We start from the raw sequence: 19,184 nt of genomic DNA, 5'->3' as shown, positions 1-19,184 counted from the left end.
TGCTCACCTGTCTGCATGTCTTTAATACTAATCGTATTATCATCCAGCTCTTGCTGGGCGATGATGACTGTCAATGCCGCGCCTGACTTGTCTGCCTTCTTCATTTGCGCTTTTAGACTCGTGGCACTGGCCATCTTTACTCGTACATCTGGACGACTGTGACGTAAGTTCTGTGCATAGCTTATACCAGCACTATACACCTCAGGATGGGCCACCACGAATACATCACAAGCAGGTATGTCAGCAATCGGCGCTACCGCTTCTATCAGTAATAATAGACGCTCAAGCCCCATTGCAAAACCAACACCAGGCTCAGATTTGACTGGTTTATTGCCATCTGTACCGATTGATTTCAATTGCCCTACTAGCCCGTCATAACGACCACCCGCACAAACAGTAGCTTGGCTTCCAAGCTTATCTGTTACCCACTCAAATACCGTTTTATTGTAATAATCAAGGCCACGTACTAAGTGCGGATTGATTTCAAAATCAATATTAAGCGCAGTCAAATAGGCTTTGACTTGTTCAAAATGCGCCACACTCTCTTCACCCAAAAAGTCAGCAAGCTTTGGCGCATCTGCTAATACTGCTTGCGTGCTCGCCTCTTTACTATCTAAGATACGTAAAGGGTTAGTCGTTAAACGACGTTTGCTGTCTTCGTCTAGCTGGTCTTTTTTATCAGTCAAGTAAGTGACCAATGCTTCGCGATAAGCATAGCGCTCATCCAGCTCACCCAAACTGTTTAGTTGCAAACGCATCTCATTGTTGAGGCCTAGCTCTTTCCACATCAAATGAGTCATCGCAATCAGCTCAGCATCAGCATCTGGTAATGCACTACCGAAGCTCTCGACACCTAACTGATGAAACTGACGATAGCGGCCTTTTTGCGGGCGCTCGTAGCGGAACATTGGGCCGATATACCAAAGCTTGGGCGTGTCACCGCGTAGCAAGTTGTGCTCGATAACTGCGCGTACTGCTCCAGCCGTGCCTTCAGGACGTAACGCCAACGGCGTTGGCGGCTCAGATTTATCAGTAAAGCTGTACATCTCTTTTTCGACGATGTCAGTCGCGCCGCCAATAGCACGGGCAAATAGATCCGTCTGTTCAACGATAGGCAAGCGAATATGCTCGTAACCGTACCTACCAAGTACATCAGCCAATATCGTTTCTAAATGCAGCCACTTTGCTGATTGGTCAGGCAAAATATCATTAAAACCTTTGATAGCTTTGATCATGGTACGGTCGTATCCTTAAATGTTTAACAGGTATTCTATTATTGTTTTCTATATATTCAAATAAGCGCTATATGTGATTGATACTGTGACGGTATAGCCTAACGTATCAATCTATTCTATGGCTTATTTTACGCGAATGATTTCATTCTCACGTTTTTTCGCCAAATCTTCTGCATGGGCGCGAACCATACCTTCTATTTCATCAACCAGATTACCTGTATCGATAAGGTGGCTTTTTTCACCCATACGATAGACCAGTGATCGAGGGGCAGCACCAACGATACCGATATCGGCCTCTTTTGCTTCCCCTGGACCATTCACCTTACAGCCGATCACAGATAGGTTCATCGGTTCACGAATATCTTCTAAGCGAGACTCTAACGCTGTCATCACTTTAATCACATCAAACTCTTGACGCGAGCAGCTTGGACAGGCGATAAAGTTTACACCATTCGAGCGGATATTAAGCGATTTTAGAATATCAAAACCGATCTTAATCTCTTCTTCAGGCTCAGCGGCTAATGAGATACGAATAGTATCGCCAATACCATCTAGTAATAATCCACCTAGCGCAATAGCAGATTTGACAGCGCCCGTTCGGTAGACACCCGCTTCCGTCACGCCCAAATGTAATGGGTTATCAATTTGCGCTGATATTAAACGATAAGCATCCAATGTCAAAAACACGTTGCTGGCTTTAACAGATACTTTATATTGGTCAAAGTTAAGACGCTCTAAAATATCAATATGGCGCATTGCCGATTCAAGCATTGCTTCGCCAGTTGGCTCAGTATACTTGCGCTGTATGTCTTTTTCTAAAGAGCCAGCGTTGACGCCAATACGAATAGGAATATTATGATATTTGGCGCAAGCGACCACTTCACGTACTTTGGCATCGCTACCAATATTACCCGGATTGATACGTAAGCAGTCAGCGCCCGCTTCAGCAACGGCCAAAGCGATTTTATGATCAAAATGTACATCAGCGATCAAAGGCACGCTTACCAATTTGCGAATTTCACCAAAGGCTTTAACGGTATCCATCGTTGGCGTTGACACGCGCATCAAATCTGCACCTGCTTCGACACAACGCTCGATTTGAGCGACAGTGGCTGCTACATCACAGGTATCAGTATTGGTCATGCTCTGTACGCTAATTGGTGCATCACCACCAACCGCGACATCACCGACATAGATTTTTTTGGTCAGACGACGATTAATAGGCGATGGCATTGACATACATAAATCCTTGAATCAAAAATAGAAAAGCCCTAGGCCTTTGTACATATAATATAAACTAGCTGAATCGGCAAACACATATGCGCTTTATTCAAATTTGGCGCTTATGCAACTGGCTATGGTGCCAATTCGAATGTGGCTTGCTTATCTGTTGCATACGTATCTAACGCAACTGGTTGTTGATTGAGCATCAAGCTAACATTATCAATATTATCAATTTGCACATTGAACGGTGGCATACCTGACAAGTCATAGTTACCAGCAGACTGAGAACCATTTATTAAACTGTTTCCATAAGCATCCGTGATACTAACCACAGCATCGCTTGTCAATACAAGGTTTAAGGTAGCAGTCGTTGCAGCATCACCTAGATTCAATGCAGAGCCAGAAGCACCAACGCCACTCGCGTCACTATTGATGGCGGCACCTTGGGCTTGCTCTATCGCTGACATGTCTTCAACAGCTGATACAGGCTCTTGGGTGTTTTCTTTGCTAGCGTTACTCACCATGCGGAATAGGAACACCGCCAAGATAATCAATCCGATAACGCCTATGATCAATAGAGGGTTAAAGCGGATGCGGTTATGAGTATCACGCTGCAAAGTCCCCATTGGGCGCAGCGGCGTATCGATATTACTGGCTGATTTGGCCTTTAGCTCATTAGGATAAGCGGCATCGAAGCTACTAGCGATTTTTGCTGAATCTAAGCCCAAATATTTGGCATAGTTAATCGCAAAACCACGAGCAAATGCAGCCTGTGGTAGCTCAGCAAAGTTTTCGCTCTCTAGCGCTTCTAGATGACGCTTTAGAATAAACAGCTCAGCCGCCGCTGCTTCTAAAGTTACTTGCTTGTTTTTGCGGGCTTGCTGCAACACGGCACCAAATGATCCCTGAGCGTTAGATTGAGTGTTAGATGATGGGGTGATCATTTCCATGGTGCCTCTGGATTGTTAAGCCAAGTCTTAAGTTGTTTTGCTTCATCACTTAGCGGATAAGCGGATAAAAGCTGCTGTGCCAATTGCTGGCGCGTTGTTATATTATTTTGTGCTGCTGCAAGCTTGATACCTTGTAAGAGCAAGCGCGGGCTAATACCCTGCCCCTGCACCAATATCAGCGTCTCATCATACAGTCTCTGTGCCTGCGGTACACGCTGTTGGTTGAGCAGCAAATCTACCAGTTCGATATGAGCAATAATACTATTACGATTGCCATCGAGTGCCCGTAAAAACGCTTTTGAAGCAGCACTATTATCGCCTAACTGCAGATAAGTACGACCTAGGTTTTCTAGCGCGCCAATACGGCCTTCATAGCCTAGCGTCGCCCCTGCAATCTCAAACTGTTCTGCTGCTTCACGGTAGCGCTTTGTCTGTGACAGATACACGCCATAATTATTGTGTGCTTGTACAAAGTCTTTATCTAGCGCGATTGCTTTTTTGAAGTATTCATCAGCTTTGGCTAGATTGATACGGCTGCCTTCTTGCTGCAACAAAACGCCCATCATATCATAGGCTGGCGCATAACGGCTATCGGCAGCAAAGGCTTTTTCGAGCTGCTGCTGCGCGGTATCTAGCTCATTTTTTCGGATGTATTGCGCGGCAAGTGAGGTACGCACACGGGCAATTTCCTGCTGATCTAAATTTCGATCATTGCTAGCGCGCGTAGATGTTTGATAAGGAGAGTTACCTAGCAAATCATTAGTCGGGGTGGTCTGACAGCCACTTAATACAAGAACGCCAAACACTGCTGACAGCACTGCACGCTTTGGCAAAGCGGTTTGGGCAGCACTGATACTCGACTGCTTATAAAATTTAGAAAATGATTTTTGATATTTGAACTGACAAGAATTTTTAGAAGTCATCATAGCCGCCATCATAAAACTGGGATTCAATGCGTTCGATCTTCGAGGCCTCAGTTTAATAGATTTAACCCCTATAAGTACAATTTAGTTGTTATTAATTGCCATGTTCTGCAATCTTGACAGTCATTGCTACATTTTCTTACCATTGCGACAGACAAAAGACAGCTAAAACGCTATACCAGTCGAATATAACGTTTATCTTCTAGAGAACTACTAAACGCTTTCACGATCTTTGATGCTCTGCTGCCACGCGGCTGAGCGTCTAGTACGATCGGCAACTTGTCCAACTAACTGACCACAGGCGGCATCGATGTCATCACCACGTGTTTGACGAATCGTACAAACAAAACCCGCTTCGCTCAATATGTTACTAAACGCATGAATACGGTTATTGCTTGATTTGTCATACGGTGCATGTGGAAACGGGTTAAACGGAATAAGGTTAATCTTACTTGGTAACCCTTCTAATAGAGCAACCAACTGATGGGCATGCTCATTGCTATCATTGACCCCATCAAGCATCACATACTCAATCGTAACGTGCTTCTTATGACGTGGATTGACATCATAGACATAGTTTTTTGCCGCTGCAATCAGCTCTTCTAACGGATATTTCTTGTTAATTGGCACCAACTCATTACGCAGCTCATCATTTGGTGCATGCAGTGAGATAGCCAATGCCACATCGATGTCTTGTGCTAGCTGATACATTTTCGGGACGACACCAGAAGTCGATAACGTGACGCGACGCTTTGACAATCCATAAGCATGATCGCTTAGCATCAGCTCCATTGAGCCTACCACAGGCTTATAGTTCAATAGCGGCTCACCCATGCCCATCATCACCACGTTGGTGACGTTATTTTCCCATAGGCTATGGTCAACGTTTTCTAAACTTTCATTTTCATCTGTCATATATGACGCATTAGCGACCCATAACTGACCGATAATTTCAGCTGCACTTAAGTCACGCTCGAACCCTTGCTTGCCTGTACTACAGAAACTACAGTCTAGTGCACAGCCTACTTGAGAAGACACGCATAATGTCTTACGGCCATTTAACTTGCTATCATCTGCAGGGATAAGCACTGTCTCAACCAACGAACCGCCAGTAACTTCAAATACCCACTTACGTGTACCATCATCACTGTATTGACGATGAATTACTTTGGGCGGTATCACACAGGCATTAAGCGATAACTTGTCTCGTAACGACTTACTCAGATTAGTCATTTGCTCAAAATCTGTCACGCCATGCTGATAAATCCACTTAATCACCTGAGTTGAGCGGAACGGCTTTTCGCCAATACTCTTGAAGTAATCAGCCAGTTGCGCTTGCGTCATACCCAATAGATTGGTTTTGGCATGTGCCTCATCTACTAGCTTAATGCTATCAGTAATCTTAGCAGGTACGTGCTGAGTAGGTGCTTGAACAGTTGACATAATAGGTAACCTTTTTGCAGAAGCTTAGATAAGCGGTGCAATTATTTATATGGGCTTTGCCATACATACATGGGTGCATGAGCAATCCGCTATGAGCGCAGTTTTTCGAATTAATGAAAACATGCTGATAAGGGATTGATAACGCTAAGTAAAATTAATAATGAGGCAAGTCACTAAGAATTTCAATGAATAATATAATTATAGAACTCTAAAGCGGATACAAGGCAGCCGATTGCAGATTGTACAAGTAGTACATCTGATGAGGGTGACGCCCTAGCAGTTTAGTAATTCTTGGACTATAGGATGATTATAATAGCTAAAACGGCCTATACCCATAAGATATAAGCCGTCTCGCAAACCAATTATAAACAATCAATGTTGTAAATAATTCGTCTATAGTCAATCAAGTATAAAACTTATACAGGTAAGATCAGTTTAAATCGTAGCTGTCTTATTATAGCAGTTACCTCAAACAAATCGCACGCCGTAAAAGCTTATAGTTTATTTACTATATTAGCGTGTACGTGCACAAACTTCATCATCGCTGAAGAAGTAGCTGATTTCACGTGCTGCTGATTCAGCTGAATCTGAACCATGTACTGCGTTTTCGTCGATGCTGCTAGCGAAATCAGCACGGATAGTGCCTTCGGCAGCTTCTTTTGGGTTAGTTGCACCCATGATTTCACGATGCTGAGCGATAGCGTTTTCGCCTTCTAATACTGATACCAATACTGGACCTGACATCATGAAAGATTTTAGGTCGTTGTAAAATGGACGCTCAGCGTGCTCAGCGTAAAAACCACCTGCTTTTTCATCATCAAGTTGTAGCATTTTAGCTGCAACAATTTTTAGACCAGCTTGTTCGAAACGGCTGTAGATAGCGCCGATGTGGTTGCCAGCAACTGCGTCAGGTTTGATGATAGATAAAGTACGTTCGTTAGCCATGAGAAGCTCCTAATAAATGATAAATTCAATAAAATATGAAAAAATAATGCGTTGCTTTAGCTTTAGCCACAATGTTGACTTGGACTGTTTTACACAACTCATGGTATATCAGTGTATAACCATAAGCGCCAACATCGGATTGCTGCCTATTATAATGATTAAGGCCATAAATGATAGGGTTAATTTATGACCATACCTTGCATAAAAGTAAATTTATTGTGCATTAGTCGTTGATAATGCTATAAGTTCTAACAAAAGCAAAAACCCCAACGCTCAGCATCGGGGTTTTTTTATTGATACTAAAAACTATTTAATCAAGTTTGTAGTAGAAACTAAGCGTCGTACGGATCACGCAATACGATAGTCTCTTCGCGATCAGGACCAGTTGAGATAATATCAACTGGGCAACCAATCAGTGCTTCGATACGTTTGATGTATTTTTTAGCGTTTTCTGGAAGCTCATCATAGTTAGTGATACCAACGGTAGACTCACTCCAGCCTTGCATGGTTTCGTACTTAGGCGTGACTGACTCATAGAATTCAGCATCATGCGCGCCTGCACACTCAGTCTCAGGTAGGTTATAACCCACACCGATTAGCAACTCTTCAAGACCATCTAGTACGTCAAGCTTGGTCAAGCAGATACCTGACATAGAGTTAAGTACTACTGCACGGCGTAATGCTTCAGCATCGAACCAACCACAGCGACGTGCACGGCCAGTTGTCGCACCAAATTCATGACCGACTTTGGCTAAGTGAGCACCAACATCATCGAACAATTCAGTTGGGAACGGACCACTACCAACGCGCGTGGTGTACGCTTTGGTAATACCAAGCACATAGTCTAAATACAATGGACCGATACCTGTACCCGTTGATACACCGCCAGCTGTTACGCTTGAGCTGGTTACAAACGGATAAGTACCATGGTCGATATCAAGTAGCGTGCCTTGAGCACCTTCAAACATTAGGTTTTTGCCAGCCAGACGTAACTGATTTAGGTCTTCAGTTACATCAGTAACCATACCTTTAATCTCTTCTTTCCACTCTTTACAAAGTTTAAGTGTCTCATCAAAATCAATCGCTTCAACTTTATAGTACTCAGTCAGTTGGAAGTTGTGATATTCGATTAGGTTACGTAGTTTTTCTTCTAGATCTTCACGGAACAAATCAGCAAGTTTAATCGCACGGCGTGCTACTTTGTCTTCGTATGCAGGACCGATACCGCGACCTGTTGTACCGATTTTACCAGAACCACGCTTGGCTTCACGAGCTTGATCAAGTGCCACGTGATAAGGCATGATAAGTGGGCAATTAGGAGAGATACGTAGACGCTCACGTACTGGTACGTTGTTGTCTTCTAGCTCTTTCATTTCCTTTAGTAGTGCATCAGGTGCTAACACCACGCCATTACCGATAAAGCAAGTGACGCCTTCACGCAAGATACCTGATGGAATCAAATGCAAGACAGTGGTTTTGCCATCGACAACCAACGTGTGACCAGCATTATGACCGCCTTGGAAGCGAGCTACTGCTGAGGCTTTTTCGGTAAGTAAATCAACGATTTTACCCTTACCTTCGTCGCCCCATTGGCTACCCAAAACTACAACATTCTTACCCATGATCAATCCTTACCTTTATGTATTGAGGTGTGTGCAATAAAAGCTGAAAATTAAAATGATTTTCTTAGCTATATCTTTTTATCTCAGTGATTTATGAAATAGAAACACTGAGATATCTAACGAATAATTTTGCGTTCTCATAATGTGTACTGAACACTTTTGGCTGCGTGAGCCATTCAATAGCCTACTATTAGACAATTAAACAGTTTGTAGCTGCCATTGGCTGTCATCAGCCATGCTCAAACGATGCGTCACATCATCTGGACTGTCCTGTGCATCTAACGGCATAGTGACGCGATAGCCTTGCTGACGTAGACTCTCTACTTGTTGCAGTAGCGTCTGCATCTCATCTGTGTTTGCATTGGTCAAAGCGGAAAAATCAACCAAGACAACGGTTGGCGCATCTAACTGTGTATGAGCCAACAATCGGCTGACATCCATACTAAAGCCTGTGGCCGCGCGTAACGCTTGCGTCTGGCTTTGCATACCGTCGAAACGTCCACCACGTACGAGTGGCTGCGTTTCGCTATTGATATAACCATTGAAGACGATGCCAGTATGATAGTGATAACCTGATAGCTCAGTCACATCGATACTGACTGGGCACTCCCATTGGTCTTGTAGATAGTTTTTCAAACGCTGTAGCTCATCGATCGCCGTTGCGATTTGGCTGTCTTGCTGCGCCGCATCCGATAATTTGGCTAATAGGTTTGCGATATCGTGACCAAAGCGTGCCAACACATAAAAATCATCACCCATTGGCAAAGCGCGGCAAACACGCTTGAGCTCTGGTAGGTTTTTATTGGCATATAAGTACATCAATTGTTCAGTATCACTGTCTGACAATTCAGCCAACTCAGCCAAACGTTTGAATATCGCTACATGACCCAAATCGATATGGAGCGCTGCACTCATATTGAGTTTATTTACCATCGTAAATAGCACATCTATCAGCTCAATATCTGCCGCTAGTGACGCACAGCCAAATATCTCAGCACCCAACTGTAGCGGCGTACGTGAGCCAAACAGTCCTGATGGCAAGGTATGAATCACATCACCAACGTAGCAATAACGCGCAATACCCGTACCACCATGATGCGCATCTATACGCAAAATCTGCGGGGTAATATCAGCGCGGACGCCCATTAGGCGACCGGTCAACTGATCGATAATCTTAAAGGTTTGGCGTTTCAAATCTTCTGACGCATCACTTAGCAAAGACTCAGTAAACTCGATCATCGGCGGACAAACTAGCTGATAACCATGAGTAATAAGCTGCTCGATTAACTGATGTCTAAGCACTTCTTGCTTATGCGCATCTTCAAACAGGACATCAACCACCCCATCAGGCAATAGCCAACTATTGGCAACATCACTGCCAAAGTTACTCAAATATGGCATGCGATTGGGTGCAGCACTGTTTTCGGCAGGCTGAGACACTGTTTCGTTGGTAGAATTTGGCTGGGCAGGTTTTGCAGAATCAGAACTAACAGACACAATAAATCCTTGTTTGGCGTATCGCTTACCAAAAACGCGGTACTGATGCGGTACTTAAAGGGTGATTTGCCGGGTATTGACGCTGTGTGTGTTTATTTTTAACGCGCAACATCATTGACCCAATTATTTATAAACAAACCAGGTAACCGCAAAAGGGTGAATAATAAGTATAATTTAGAATGATAAGACGAGTATCTTTATGCGCTAAAAAATTGCGACAAATAATCAAGGCACTTTATGCTTTAGTTTAGCATAGCACTCAAGGTTCGCCTAGTGACAATTAGCCACAATCACTATCTAATTACAGTTCAATTGCTGCTTATTAGCTTAGCAGATGTAACAGTCATCGTTGATGTATTTGGCTCAATATTGGGCGAATAGCCGAGAGGTTTATTTTTTGTTATCCATAAGATAATGAGCGCGATTACGGCAGCGTCATCAACACAGACTCATGATACACTAACACATATTTTTATCTCGGAAGCCTTATGTCATCTGATTACCACCCAAACCCTGCCATCAACCAAACCAACGTCTTAGGCACCGCACTTGCCAGCTGTTGTTTCGATCCAATTACTGGCTACTATCGCAATGGTTTTTGTCATACTGGCAACCATGATGTCGGTCAACATACCGTCTGCGCCAAGATGACCAGCGAGTTTTTAAACTTCTCTGCCAGTCGCGGTAATGACCTGATTACCCCACTACCTGAATACAACTTTCCTGGTCTCAAACCTGGTGACTACTGGTGCATCTGCGCGTTACGTTGGGTTGAAGCATTGGACTTTGATATTGCACCGCAAATCAAACTAGAAGCGTGTCACGAAAGCCTATTGGCATTGGTAGATATCGATACGCTAAAAAGCTATGCCCTATAGAAACCTATGCCCTATAGATAGTATTGGCACACGATAAAACCGTAGCAGCGTTCACAGTATATTTGGATTATTGAAGTTTTTTATTATATGACAGGAAAGTATATGGAAAATGATAATAATCAATTGATTAAAAAAACGGCTCATATTGCGCCTGATTCCAATATGAATCATATCTACGCCAATATGAATGACAAGCATCTCTATTTGGACGATGATGATAGCTATATCTATGGTGATGTGGACGCCACTACTGAAGATACTATTGAGACCATGACGGTCTACGATCCTGACTCTGAGCGCTATGAAGATATTGATTCATCAAGCGCAGGTGAAGTGGTCAATTGCTACGCTTACTCACGTAAAACAGGTGAGAACCTTAATAGAGTGGCGCTCAATGATGTGAGTCGTACGCTAGGGAACAACGGTCAATTTATTTGGCTTGGGCTATATGATCCAAGCTTAGAAACCATGGTCAAAGTAAAAGAAGCCTTTGACCTGCATGAGCTAGCGATTGAAGATGCCTTTGCTGATCATCAACGCGCCAAGGTCGAAAACTATGATAATGACATGGTCTTTGTGGTGCTACGTACGGCCAAGCTCGAAGACAATGTCATTCGTTATGGTACTACTGCGATATTTATGGGTAAAAACTACCTCATTACGATTCGCAATGGCCCGTCAAACTCTTATGCGCCAGTACGTGAGCATTGCCATCGCCGTCCTGAAAAGCTACGCATGGGGCCTATATTTGTATTACACGCTATCCTCGATTTTATCGTTGATAACTATATGCCAATTACCGATCGATTGGGCCGTTACTTGCGCGAGCAGGAGCGCTATGTATTTACCTCTGAGTTTGATAAAGGCACGCTAAAAAACCTCTATGAGCTTAAATCGCAACTGGTACATATGCGCGCCATTATCTTACCTGTGCAGGACATCTGTAGCTTTTTTATCAATCATAAAAAAAGTGAGATTGTCTCTGGTTTTTCTCAAGCCGCTAAGCCGTATTTTCGCGATGTCAACGATCACCTCTTACACTCACTAGATGCTATTAATGGTCTCAATGAAATGCTGAGCGTGGTGATGAATACCTATATGGCGATGGTCAATATGGGTCAGAATGAAGTGGTGCGTAAGCTTGCGGCATGGGCAGGTATTCTGGCAGTGCCGACAGCTATCGCTGGTATCTATGGCATGAACTTTGACTTTATGCCTGAGCTGCATTGGAAGTATTCTTACCTTGTTATAATGGCCATAATTATCGCCTTATGTAGCTATCTGTACTACAATTTTAAAAGATTGAAATGGTTGTAATGTCAAACGATAGGCATAAAAAAAGAGCGACCAGTGGTTGCTCTTTTTTTATGCCTATCGTTTTGTATTGCTATCTAATTATTCACGGCGATGCTTATTATTCACGGCGATGCTTGGTATGGCTATCAGGCGCTTGAGCATTATCAGGCAACAATGCTTTAACCGTTAGGTTTGCATGCTGCTTATCAAGATTATCCTCTGGACGACCAAACGTTTTTGCTGTCCAAGTCAGGATTACAATAGAGCCGCTTAGTAGCATGATGGCCACGGAAATTGTCGCTAGCAGCCATAAATGAAAATAGTCTGAAACAGCCTGCACATCAACCACCAAATGTCGTGACAAGGCCGTTATAGCAATAAATATCAAAAACTGTACTGGCAGTCGGTGGGTTTTAAAATAAATCCCTATCATAGCCAGTAGCTCAAGGTAAATAAATAACATCAATATGTCTTTTAGATCCGCTGAACCCTTTTGGACAATATAGATAAACTCTTTTCCTGCGGTCCAAACGACAACCACACTGATTAGAAATAAAATAACGTAATGACAGATATCGACAAACTCTCTACCAATACTTTGTAGTCGCTCATGAACACCTACGTTTTTTTTAGCCATGTTTAGGTCCTATCAACTGAAATGTGGTTGATTTAGCCTGAGTCTATGTTATCTCAGGCCCCTTATATATCGGCAATCAGTATTCGTATGACTATTTTTTTAGCCTTTATTCAAACCCGCTGATTTTTCAGCAGCATCGACCGTTTGGCGAATAAGCGTGTTAATAGTCATTGGGCCAACGCCGCCTGGTACTGGCGTATAAGCGCTGGCAATGTTTTCCATACCTTTCATTTCGATATCACCAACACCGCCATCATCTGTAGGATGGAAGCCTGCATCAATGACAACCGCTCCTGTTTTGATCCACTCCGCTTTAATCAGCTCAGGTACGCCTACCGCACCAACCACGATATCTGCACGCTTAATATGTGCTGCCAAATCTTGAGTTCTTGAATGGCAGATCGTAACCGTACAGTTAGCATTCAATAGCATCATCGCCATTGGCTTACCTAGTATAGCACTACGCCCTACGACCACTGCTTCTTTACCTGATAGCTCAATATTATGATGCTCTAACAAATGCATGATGCCCTGCGGTGTACATGATCCATAAGCTGACTGCTGCATGGCCATACGACCAAAACCAAGACAAGTCACACCATCGACGTCTTTTGCTAAGTCAATCTGCTCAAAACAAGCACGCTCATCAATATGCTCAGGAACCGGATGCTGTAGCAAAATACCATGTACATCTGGATTGCTATTTAACTCATCTATCTTTGCCATGAGCTGCTCAGTGGTCGTAGCACTTGGCATCTCAACGCGTATAGAGTCCATGCCAACACGCTTACAGGCGTTGCCTTTCATACGAACATAAGTAGCAGAGGCCGGATCATCACCAACCAATATCGTCGCTAAGCTTGGGGTGCGGCCAGTCTTTTCCTTAATCGTATCTACGCGCGTGCGCAGATCCTGTTCTATTTGTTTGGCAAGTGCTTTGCCGTCCAAAACGGTGGCGGATTCTTGGGCAGTAGACATAGTAACTCCAATAGAGGGTACGATATAAAAAAATAAAGACAGCGCGCGCAAATACTTTGCATGCCTGTCCTTTGCTTCGTCAATCTTTGACTAAGAGTAATATTGTACCTGTGTACGCTACAAAATCCTAGCGTAAGATAAAGCCTGCACACTGATAATTTTTTATAATAAGTGAATTAAACAGTATTGTTTATATATAGGCAAATGCATCTTGTGCTTTCATCAAGAATAGCATCGACTGAGGGATGACTTCCTAAAAATAATCATTCATTGCCATTTTATTCGACTATCGAACCAAACACACTATCGATCGCCTGTATCGTCAGTTCAATTTCAGCCGCCGCAAGCGTAGGATGAACCAAAAACATTAGACTACTCTCTCCTAGCTGCTTTGCCATTGGCAATCTAATGCTTGGACGCAACCCAGTATTATCAAAGGCCTTCTCCAAATAAACCTCTGACGCAGATCCAGAAAAGCAAGGCACACCTTGATTGTTAATTGCTTCAATAATACGGTCACGTGTCCAGCCATCAGGTAGATTATCGGACTGCACATAGATATATAATTTGTAGTAAGCATGGTTAGTATTTGAGAACTGCGCTAAATGCTCTAGTCTCGGCACACAAAGGTAGCCTTTGGACTCCCATTTGCTACAGGCCTCTAGTATGGCTTGCGCATTAGCAGTCCGTTTGGCTGTCCACTCACTCATTTTTTCCAGTTGAATACGCCCCAGAACACCTTGCATCTCAGTCATACGCCAATTGGTGCCAAAGCTCTCATGGAGCCAATTGTAGCCAGATGATTGCTCCATTTCATAGACTGCCGCATAGCTCTTACCATGATCCTTATACGCCCACATTTTTCGCCATAGCAGCTCGCTATCAGTGGTGACCATACCGCCCTCACCTCCTGTGGTCATAATCTTATCTTGGCAAAAACTCCATGCCCCAACATGACCAATACTGCCAACGCTTCGCCCTTTATATCGTGAGCCATGAGCTTGCGCGCAATCTTCAATGACATATAGGTCATGCTCATCTGCCAGTGCCATAATGCTGTCCATATCGCATGGCCAGCCAGCTAAATGGACGCACACGATACCTTTCGTCTTGTCGCTTAATACAGCTGTGATGGTCTCAGCGGTGATATTGCCAGTTGCTTTATCGACATCTGCAAATATGGGCGTCGCACCTGCATTGACGATTGATGAAATACTGGCAATAAAGGTACGCGGTGTGACAATGACCTCATCACCTGCACCTATATCGAGTGCTTGTAACGCGACATCCAATGCCAAGGTGCCATTACCCAATGCTATTGCGTATTTACTACCTGTCCAGTCAGCAAACTCTCGCTCAAACTGACGACATTCTTCGCCTGTCCAATAATTGACTTTATTAGATAATAGCACTCGACTGACAGCATCAGCCTCATGTTGCGTAAATTTTGGCCAAGGTGAAAAAGGGGTATTTAGCATATGTTCCTCTATGGTACTTATGTCTAATGTTGTGTCACGCTCTACAATAAACTGCTCACTATGTTATTAACCTTCCTATCTATTATGACTCTCTTGATGCCTAATATCTTTTGATTAACTGTATTGCTATCAGCAAAGAGTACTTTTAAAGCATTTCTTCATTAATACTATTGCCCATGAATTTACTCATAGTTGCTTCGCCCTCAGCACTGATGCCATCTTTAATAATAACTTTTTTCACTGTTTTAAATAAAATCTTGATATCCAGCCACAGCGACTGATTGTCCACATACCATGTATCTAGTGCAAACCTCTCATCCCACCCGATAGCGTTGCGACCATTGACTTGAGCATAACCTGTAATACCTGGACGAACGTCGTGTCGGCGCGCTTGTTCATCATTATATAAGGGCAAATATTCCATCAATAATGGTCGCGGGCCCACTAGACTCATATCGCCTTTTATGACATTCCAAAGCTCAGGCAACTCATCAAGGCTGGTGTTACGCAGCGCTTTACCAAACGATGTCAATCGCGCGCCATCTTCCAAAGGATTGCCATCTGCGTCTATATCATCCTTCATTGAGCGAAACTTTATCATCTCAAATGGCTTGCCATCCAGACCTGGACGAATCTGACGAAATAGAACAGGCGCGCCAAGATTTTTACTCACCTTGTAGGCAGTTGCAGCATAGACAGGAGATAGCACTACTAACGCTGTTGTTGCACCTACAATGTCAAATAGTCGTTTTATCATTTATAAACCCAACATATTTATTAGTCGTTTATTGACTTTATCTGCATCAAATTTCTCTTGTGCTAGCTTGTAGCTTTCATCACCCATCTCTTTAATTTGTTCAGGATGTTCTATAAAGTAAATCATTTTCTCTGCCAAAGCTTTTGGGTTCCATTTTTCTACTAAAAACCCATTTACTCCATCAATAACCGTCTCACGGCAACCAGGTACATCAGTAGTGATAATAGGTCTTCCAATTGCCATCGCTTCCTGAGTGCTGCGAGGCACCCCTTCACGATAAGACGGCAGTACAAACACATGATGATTTGCAATCCAGTCTTTTACATTATCAACATGACCAGGATAGTTTACGATGTTCGATGCAATCAACTCATCTAACTCTGATTTCTGCAATGCACCCATATTAGAAGCATCTATCTCTCCTAAAATAGTGAAATATGCTTCAGGATATATTTTCTTTACTATTTTTATAGCGGAAATAAGATCATGGACACCTTTTTCTTTCAATAAGCGACCAATAAATAAAAATTTGATAGGTTCTTCGATATTTATTATGGATTGATATTTGTACTGGCTTAGATTTAAGCCGATACCACCTAGCACATTTACCTGTTTCACTTGTATTTTATACCGCTTCAATAAATCATTAGGATCATCAGTATTTAAAAATATAAGACGATTTAACCGTGGCAAAGCAATTTTATACAATAAGACCTGGATACCTTTAATCACTTTTACCTTCTTGCTGAGGCCTTCAGGTTGATCTGTAAAACAATAACCCAATCCTTCGAGCATACCTACAACCTGTGGAACCTTTGCTATTTTTGCTGCTAATGTGCCAAAGATGACGGGTTTAGAAAAGTAAGAGAACACAACATCTGGTGCTATTTTCTTAATAACTTTGGACAGATGATAAGCTGCTGTGATATCCGCTAAAGGATTTAAACCACCTCGATTTAAACTATAGGTTACAGGTATGGCACCCAACATTTCTATTTTCTTTAGCTCATCTTGAGTATACTCAGAAGTAAACGCATAGACAGTATGCTGCTGTCTGACCAACTCCTGAATAAGGTCAGCGCGAAAGCCATAAAAACTATAAGCAATGGTGCCTAAAATAATTATTTTCATCCATTCACCACCTATACTCTACTTGAGGAGGACTTCCTAAAAGACGATCTTTTAAGCCTTAAGATATAAAAAAAACTGATATATATAGCCAAATAGTTGTATATCCTTAAACGTACTGCGGTGCCTAAATTATCGTTTCCGATCAGCCAAACACTGCCGTAGAACACGAAAAATATAATGAGAAAACGTACAAAGCTGTCTGCTAACTTAATGTTCTTTAATACATATATGAGCATGAAAAAGAAAGGAACGGTTTCGAGTACAAATAGTACAAGCGCTAGCGGGTTAGTAATGTACAAGCCTAGCATCTGCCCCAAAAAGCTAATTATAAAATTAGGTATAAACAGTATAGGATTAGAGAAGCTGAGACCTAGAGTCGAGCCACCTTCCGACTCTTCAAATCCAGACCGATACTCAGTTAGCAAGTCCAAAACGCCTAAATAGTTTGCTGCAAACAGAAGTCCAAGATAGAGAAGACCTAAATAAAAAGCTCTACTTTTAGTAAATTTTATTTTTAAGAAAAGTAAACTAAGCAAGTAGGCATACCCTAAATAAGGTCTTATCTCTATTAAGAAAAATCCAATCGCCACAGATAATAAAAAATAAAAGACAGCACCAAAGATACTATGACTATTTAAGAACCACTTTACTGTCAGGCATCCTAATAGAAAACTAAAGGCCATAAATATATCGCGAAATATATCTGTTGAAAAAAAGAATATCGTTGGATGAATCAAGCAAACTAAAAGAGCGTATAAATAGTATTTTTGATTTCTTTTGAACGTTATGCCTGAAAGTCTAACTACCATAATGGGAAGGGCTATTAAACTTAAAAAAAATAAGAAATAAGTAGTCAAATCACGCGAATACAAGCCAAAATCGTTTAACCACCTTAGTAATACTGGCCAAATATTTACTGCGGTATCTGTAAAGCCTTCAGCATAAGAGTTATAGTAATTAGCATCGCTGCCACCGCCCAAGTTTATTATTAAAATATCGTATTCCATCAGTACAAATGCAATTATTTTTGAGAAAAAGATAGCGGTAACTAATAAAAATATATTAGAGTTAGAAAATCTCTCGAATAATTGCTGTTTATTTCTCATGGTATATTTCCACCCATTCATCAGAAATAATCTTTATATCAAATTTGTCTTTGGCATATTGTCGACCTAGAATGTTCTTCTGTTCAATTAATAAATTAGCTTCGATGGCCTTTGCTAAAGCTTCAGGCTTACGAATAGGTACGATACTTCCATAACCGTCTAATATCTCACGGGCGCCGCTAACATCAGTAGAAACGACGTTTGCTTGACAAGCTAAAGCTTCAATCAACACTGTCGGCAGCCCCTCATAATCAGATGATAAAACGAACGTATCACAAGCACTCATCAACGTTGATATATCACTCCTTCTACCTAACAAAATAACTTCTTTATCTAATTCTAACTCTATAATATGCCTTTCGATTTCTGACCTTAATTCACCATCACCTGCAATAATCAGTACAAAAGCAATAGAATTAGCGTTTTTTAAAAATCTTATGGACCTCAAGAGATTAAGGTAGTTCTTTGCTTTATTAAACCTACCAACTGCTAAGATTACTTTGCAGTTCTGATCTAGCCCGAGCTCATCCTTTATTGCGATTTTTGCTTGCATACTATAACTAAAGTCATCAAAATTCACTCCGTTATATATAGCTTTCATTCCTTTTTTTGGTACTGCATATCTTGATTCAAAAGAGGCAACTGCCGTGTTGCTGACATTGGTGCTTACATCGGCCAAGCGGTTGGTCAGTCGATAAGCTAGCATACGTAGTGTACCGCCCTCATTGCTACTGTGGGCGGTGGATATCAATCTATTTATTGGAGTTACTATTTTGACTAAGCGCGTCAAAATGTTTGCATGGACCATATGCGAGTGCACAATGTCAGGCTGATAACTTTTAATTATTTTTGATAGCAAAATATATGCAGCAGGTAGAGAGATTATATTGGTCAAGCTAACTTTCATTAACTCAATACCTTCACATGTTGGTCTAGTAAGTACCTCACCTACAAAATACACAATTCTAACTTGATGTCCTTTTTGGACCATGGCATCCGCCAAGTCACAAACAACTCGTTCAGCGCCTCCTTGTCCTAAGCCTGTAATAACATATAGTATTTTCATTGTTATCCTATAGCTATA

The 19,184-nt window shown here is 42.1% G+C and carries 17 protein-coding genes; 2 read left to right on the top strand and 15 right to left on the bottom strand.

Translation table 11 applies throughout. The features are described from left to right. From hisS to B2863_RS03095, 8 genes are all read right to left on the bottom strand, one after another. Positions 1-1,235, bottom strand: a 1,235-nt coding sequence (hisS, locus tag B2863_RS03130) for a histidine--tRNA ligase (RefSeq protein WP_296207444.1), incomplete at its 3' end; no start/stop codon positions are given. Positions 1,236-1,358: 123 nt separating this feature from the next. Further along, on the bottom strand, positions 1,359-2,474 hold the full coding sequence (gene ispG, locus B2863_RS03125) for a flavodoxin-dependent (E)-4-hydroxy-3-methylbut-2-enyl-diphosphate synthase (protein ID WP_057759039.1): 1,116 nt from the start codon (positions 2,472-2,474) through the stop codon (positions 1,359-1,361). A 116-nt stretch (positions 2,475-2,590) separates the two neighbouring features. After that, positions 2,591-3,403 carry a helix-turn-helix domain-containing protein gene (locus tag B2863_RS03120; RefSeq protein ID WP_296207566.1) on the bottom strand — a complete coding sequence of 271 codons (813 nt, stop codon included), beginning with the start codon at positions 3,401-3,403 and terminating at the stop codon, positions 2,591-2,593. After that, the gene (gene pilW / locus B2863_RS03115; RefSeq protein WP_296207441.1) at positions 3,400-4,335 is read right to left on the bottom strand and encodes a type IV pilus biogenesis/stability protein PilW; all 936 of its coding nucleotides are present in this window, start codon (positions 4,333-4,335) and stop codon (positions 3,400-3,402) included. The genes B2863_RS03120 and pilW overlap by 4 nt, the downstream gene beginning before the upstream one ends. Before the next feature lie 210 nt (positions 4,336-4,545). After that, positions 4,546-5,775: a 23S rRNA (adenine(2503)-C(2))-methyltransferase RlmN gene (rlmN, locus tag B2863_RS03110; RefSeq protein ID WP_201567107.1), complete on the bottom strand. Its 1,230-nt coding sequence runs from the start codon at positions 5,773-5,775 to the stop codon at positions 4,546-4,548. Positions 5,776-6,288: 513 nt separating this feature from the next. Beyond that, positions 6,289-6,720 (bottom strand): nucleoside-diphosphate kinase, encoded by a 432-nt coding sequence (gene ndk / locus B2863_RS03105; RefSeq protein ID WP_057759031.1) that lies wholly within the window; start codon positions 6,718-6,720, stop codon positions 6,289-6,291. A gap of 332 nt (positions 6,721-7,052) precedes the next feature. Beyond that, a complete protein-coding gene (locus B2863_RS03100) occupies positions 7,053-8,342 on the bottom strand; it encodes an adenylosuccinate synthase (protein ID WP_057759029.1) in 1,290 nt (429 codons plus the stop codon). 198 nt (positions 8,343-8,540) lie between these two features. Further along, positions 8,541-9,839 carry an ATP phosphoribosyltransferase regulatory subunit gene (locus tag B2863_RS03095; protein WP_296207438.1) on the bottom strand — a complete coding sequence of 433 codons (1,299 nt, stop codon included), beginning with the start codon at positions 9,837-9,839 and terminating at the stop codon, positions 8,541-8,543. Positions 9,840-10,327: 488 nt separating this feature from the next. Between B2863_RS03095 and B2863_RS03090 the strand changes: the two genes are divergently transcribed. Together B2863_RS03090 and corA are read left to right on the top strand one after the other, a co-directional pair. Then, positions 10,328-10,717, top strand: a complete 390-nt coding sequence (locus B2863_RS03090; protein WP_057759025.1) for a DUF2237 family protein — start codon at positions 10,328-10,330, stop codon at positions 10,715-10,717. A 162-nt stretch (positions 10,718-10,879) separates the two neighbouring features. Next, the gene (gene corA, locus B2863_RS03085) at positions 10,880-12,034 is read left to right on the top strand and encodes a magnesium/cobalt transporter CorA (RefSeq protein ID WP_371546973.1); all 1,155 of its coding nucleotides are present in this window, start codon (positions 10,880-10,882) and stop codon (positions 12,032-12,034) included. Positions 12,035-12,131: 97 nt separating this feature from the next. Here corA and B2863_RS03080 read toward each other — a convergent pair whose 3' ends face one another. From B2863_RS03080 to B2863_RS03050, 7 genes are all read right to left on the bottom strand, one after another. Next, positions 12,132-12,650: a phosphate-starvation-inducible protein PsiE gene (locus B2863_RS03080; RefSeq protein ID WP_296207436.1), complete on the bottom strand. Its 519-nt coding sequence runs from the start codon at positions 12,648-12,650 to the stop codon at positions 12,132-12,134. A 99-nt stretch (positions 12,651-12,749) separates the two neighbouring features. Further along, on the bottom strand, positions 12,750-13,628 hold the full coding sequence (gene folD, locus B2863_RS03075; RefSeq protein WP_296207434.1) for a bifunctional methylenetetrahydrofolate dehydrogenase/methenyltetrahydrofolate cyclohydrolase FolD: 879 nt from the start codon (positions 13,626-13,628) through the stop codon (positions 12,750-12,752). Between the two features lie 278 nt (positions 13,629-13,906). Continuing rightward, positions 13,907-15,106: a DegT/DnrJ/EryC1/StrS family aminotransferase gene (locus B2863_RS03070; RefSeq protein WP_296207432.1), complete on the bottom strand. Its 1,200-nt coding sequence runs from the start codon at positions 15,104-15,106 to the stop codon at positions 13,907-13,909. Between the two features lie 145 nt (positions 15,107-15,251). Next, entirely contained in the window at positions 15,252-15,863 is a 612-nt protein-coding gene (locus tag B2863_RS03065; protein WP_296207431.1) for a sugar transferase, read from the bottom strand. After that, positions 15,864-16,994: a glycosyltransferase family 4 protein gene (locus B2863_RS03060; RefSeq protein ID WP_296207429.1), complete on the bottom strand. Its 1,131-nt coding sequence runs from the start codon at positions 16,992-16,994 to the stop codon at positions 15,864-15,866. Between the two features lie 11 nt (positions 16,995-17,005). Further along, entirely contained in the window at positions 17,006-18,100 is a 1,095-nt protein-coding gene (locus tag B2863_RS03055; protein WP_296207427.1) for a hypothetical protein, read from the bottom strand. Further along, positions 18,090-19,166 carry a glycosyltransferase gene (locus B2863_RS03050; protein WP_296207424.1) on the bottom strand — a complete coding sequence of 359 codons (1,077 nt, stop codon included), beginning with the start codon at positions 19,164-19,166 and terminating at the stop codon, positions 18,090-18,092. Before B2863_RS03050 ends, B2863_RS03055 begins: the two co-directional genes overlap by 11 nt. Positions 19,167-19,184: the final 18 nt, after the last annotated feature.

The organism is Psychrobacter sp. UBA3480 (assembly GCF_002377945.1).
In the GTDB taxonomy this organism is placed as follows: domain Bacteria; phylum Pseudomonadota; class Gammaproteobacteria; order Pseudomonadales; family Moraxellaceae; genus Psychrobacter.
The sequence above is the reverse complement of the archived record's forward strand: the minus strand, read 5'-3'. Positions and strand labels throughout refer to the sequence as shown.

Bases quoted from the DNA above. Each gene is read 5' to 3' on its own strand.
- ispG (WP_057759039.1), bottom strand. From the start codon at position 2,474: ATGTCAATGCCATCGCCTATTAATCGTCGTCTGACCAAAAAAATCTAT.
- rlmN (WP_201567107.1), bottom strand. From the start codon at position 5,775: ATGTCAACTGTTCAAGCACCTACTCAGCACGTACCTGCTAAGATTACT.
- B2863_RS03120 (WP_296207566.1), bottom strand. From the start codon at position 3,403: ATGATCACCCCATCATCTAACACTCAATCTAACGCTCAGGGATCATTT.
- corA (WP_371546973.1), top strand. From the start codon at position 10,880: ATGAATCATATCTACGCCAATATGAATGACAAGCATCTCTATTTGGAC.
- B2863_RS03060 (WP_296207429.1), bottom strand. From the start codon at position 16,994: ATGAAAATAATTATTTTAGGCACCATTGCTTATAGTTTTTATGGCTTT.
- B2863_RS03080 (WP_296207436.1), bottom strand. From the start codon at position 12,650: ATGGCTAAAAAAAACGTAGGTGTTCATGAGCGACTACAAAGTATTGGT.
- B2863_RS03050 (WP_296207424.1), bottom strand. From the start codon at position 19,166: ATGAAAATACTATATGTTATTACAGGCTTAGGACAAGGAGGCGCTGAA.
- pilW (WP_296207441.1), bottom strand. From the start codon at position 4,335: ATGATGACTTCTAAAAATTCTTGTCAGTTCAAATATCAAAAATCATTT.
- B2863_RS03100 (WP_057759029.1), bottom strand. From the start codon at position 8,342: ATGGGTAAGAATGTTGTAGTTTTGGGTAGCCAATGGGGCGACGAAGGT.
- B2863_RS03065 (WP_296207431.1), bottom strand. From the start codon at position 15,863: ATGATAAAACGACTATTTGACATTGTAGGTGCAACAACAGCGTTAGTA.
- ndk (WP_057759031.1), bottom strand. From the start codon at position 6,720: ATGGCTAACGAACGTACTTTATCTATCATCAAACCTGACGCAGTTGCT.
- folD (WP_296207434.1), bottom strand. From the start codon at position 13,628: ATGTCTACTGCCCAAGAATCCGCCACCGTTTTGGACGGCAAAGCACTT.
- B2863_RS03055 (WP_296207427.1), bottom strand. From the start codon at position 18,100: ATGAGAAATAAACAGCAATTATTCGAGAGATTTTCTAACTCTAATATA.
- B2863_RS03090 (WP_057759025.1), top strand. From the start codon at position 10,328: ATGTCATCTGATTACCACCCAAACCCTGCCATCAACCAAACCAACGTC.
- B2863_RS03070 (WP_296207432.1), bottom strand. From the start codon at position 15,106: ATGCTAAATACCCCTTTTTCACCTTGGCCAAAATTTACGCAACATGAG.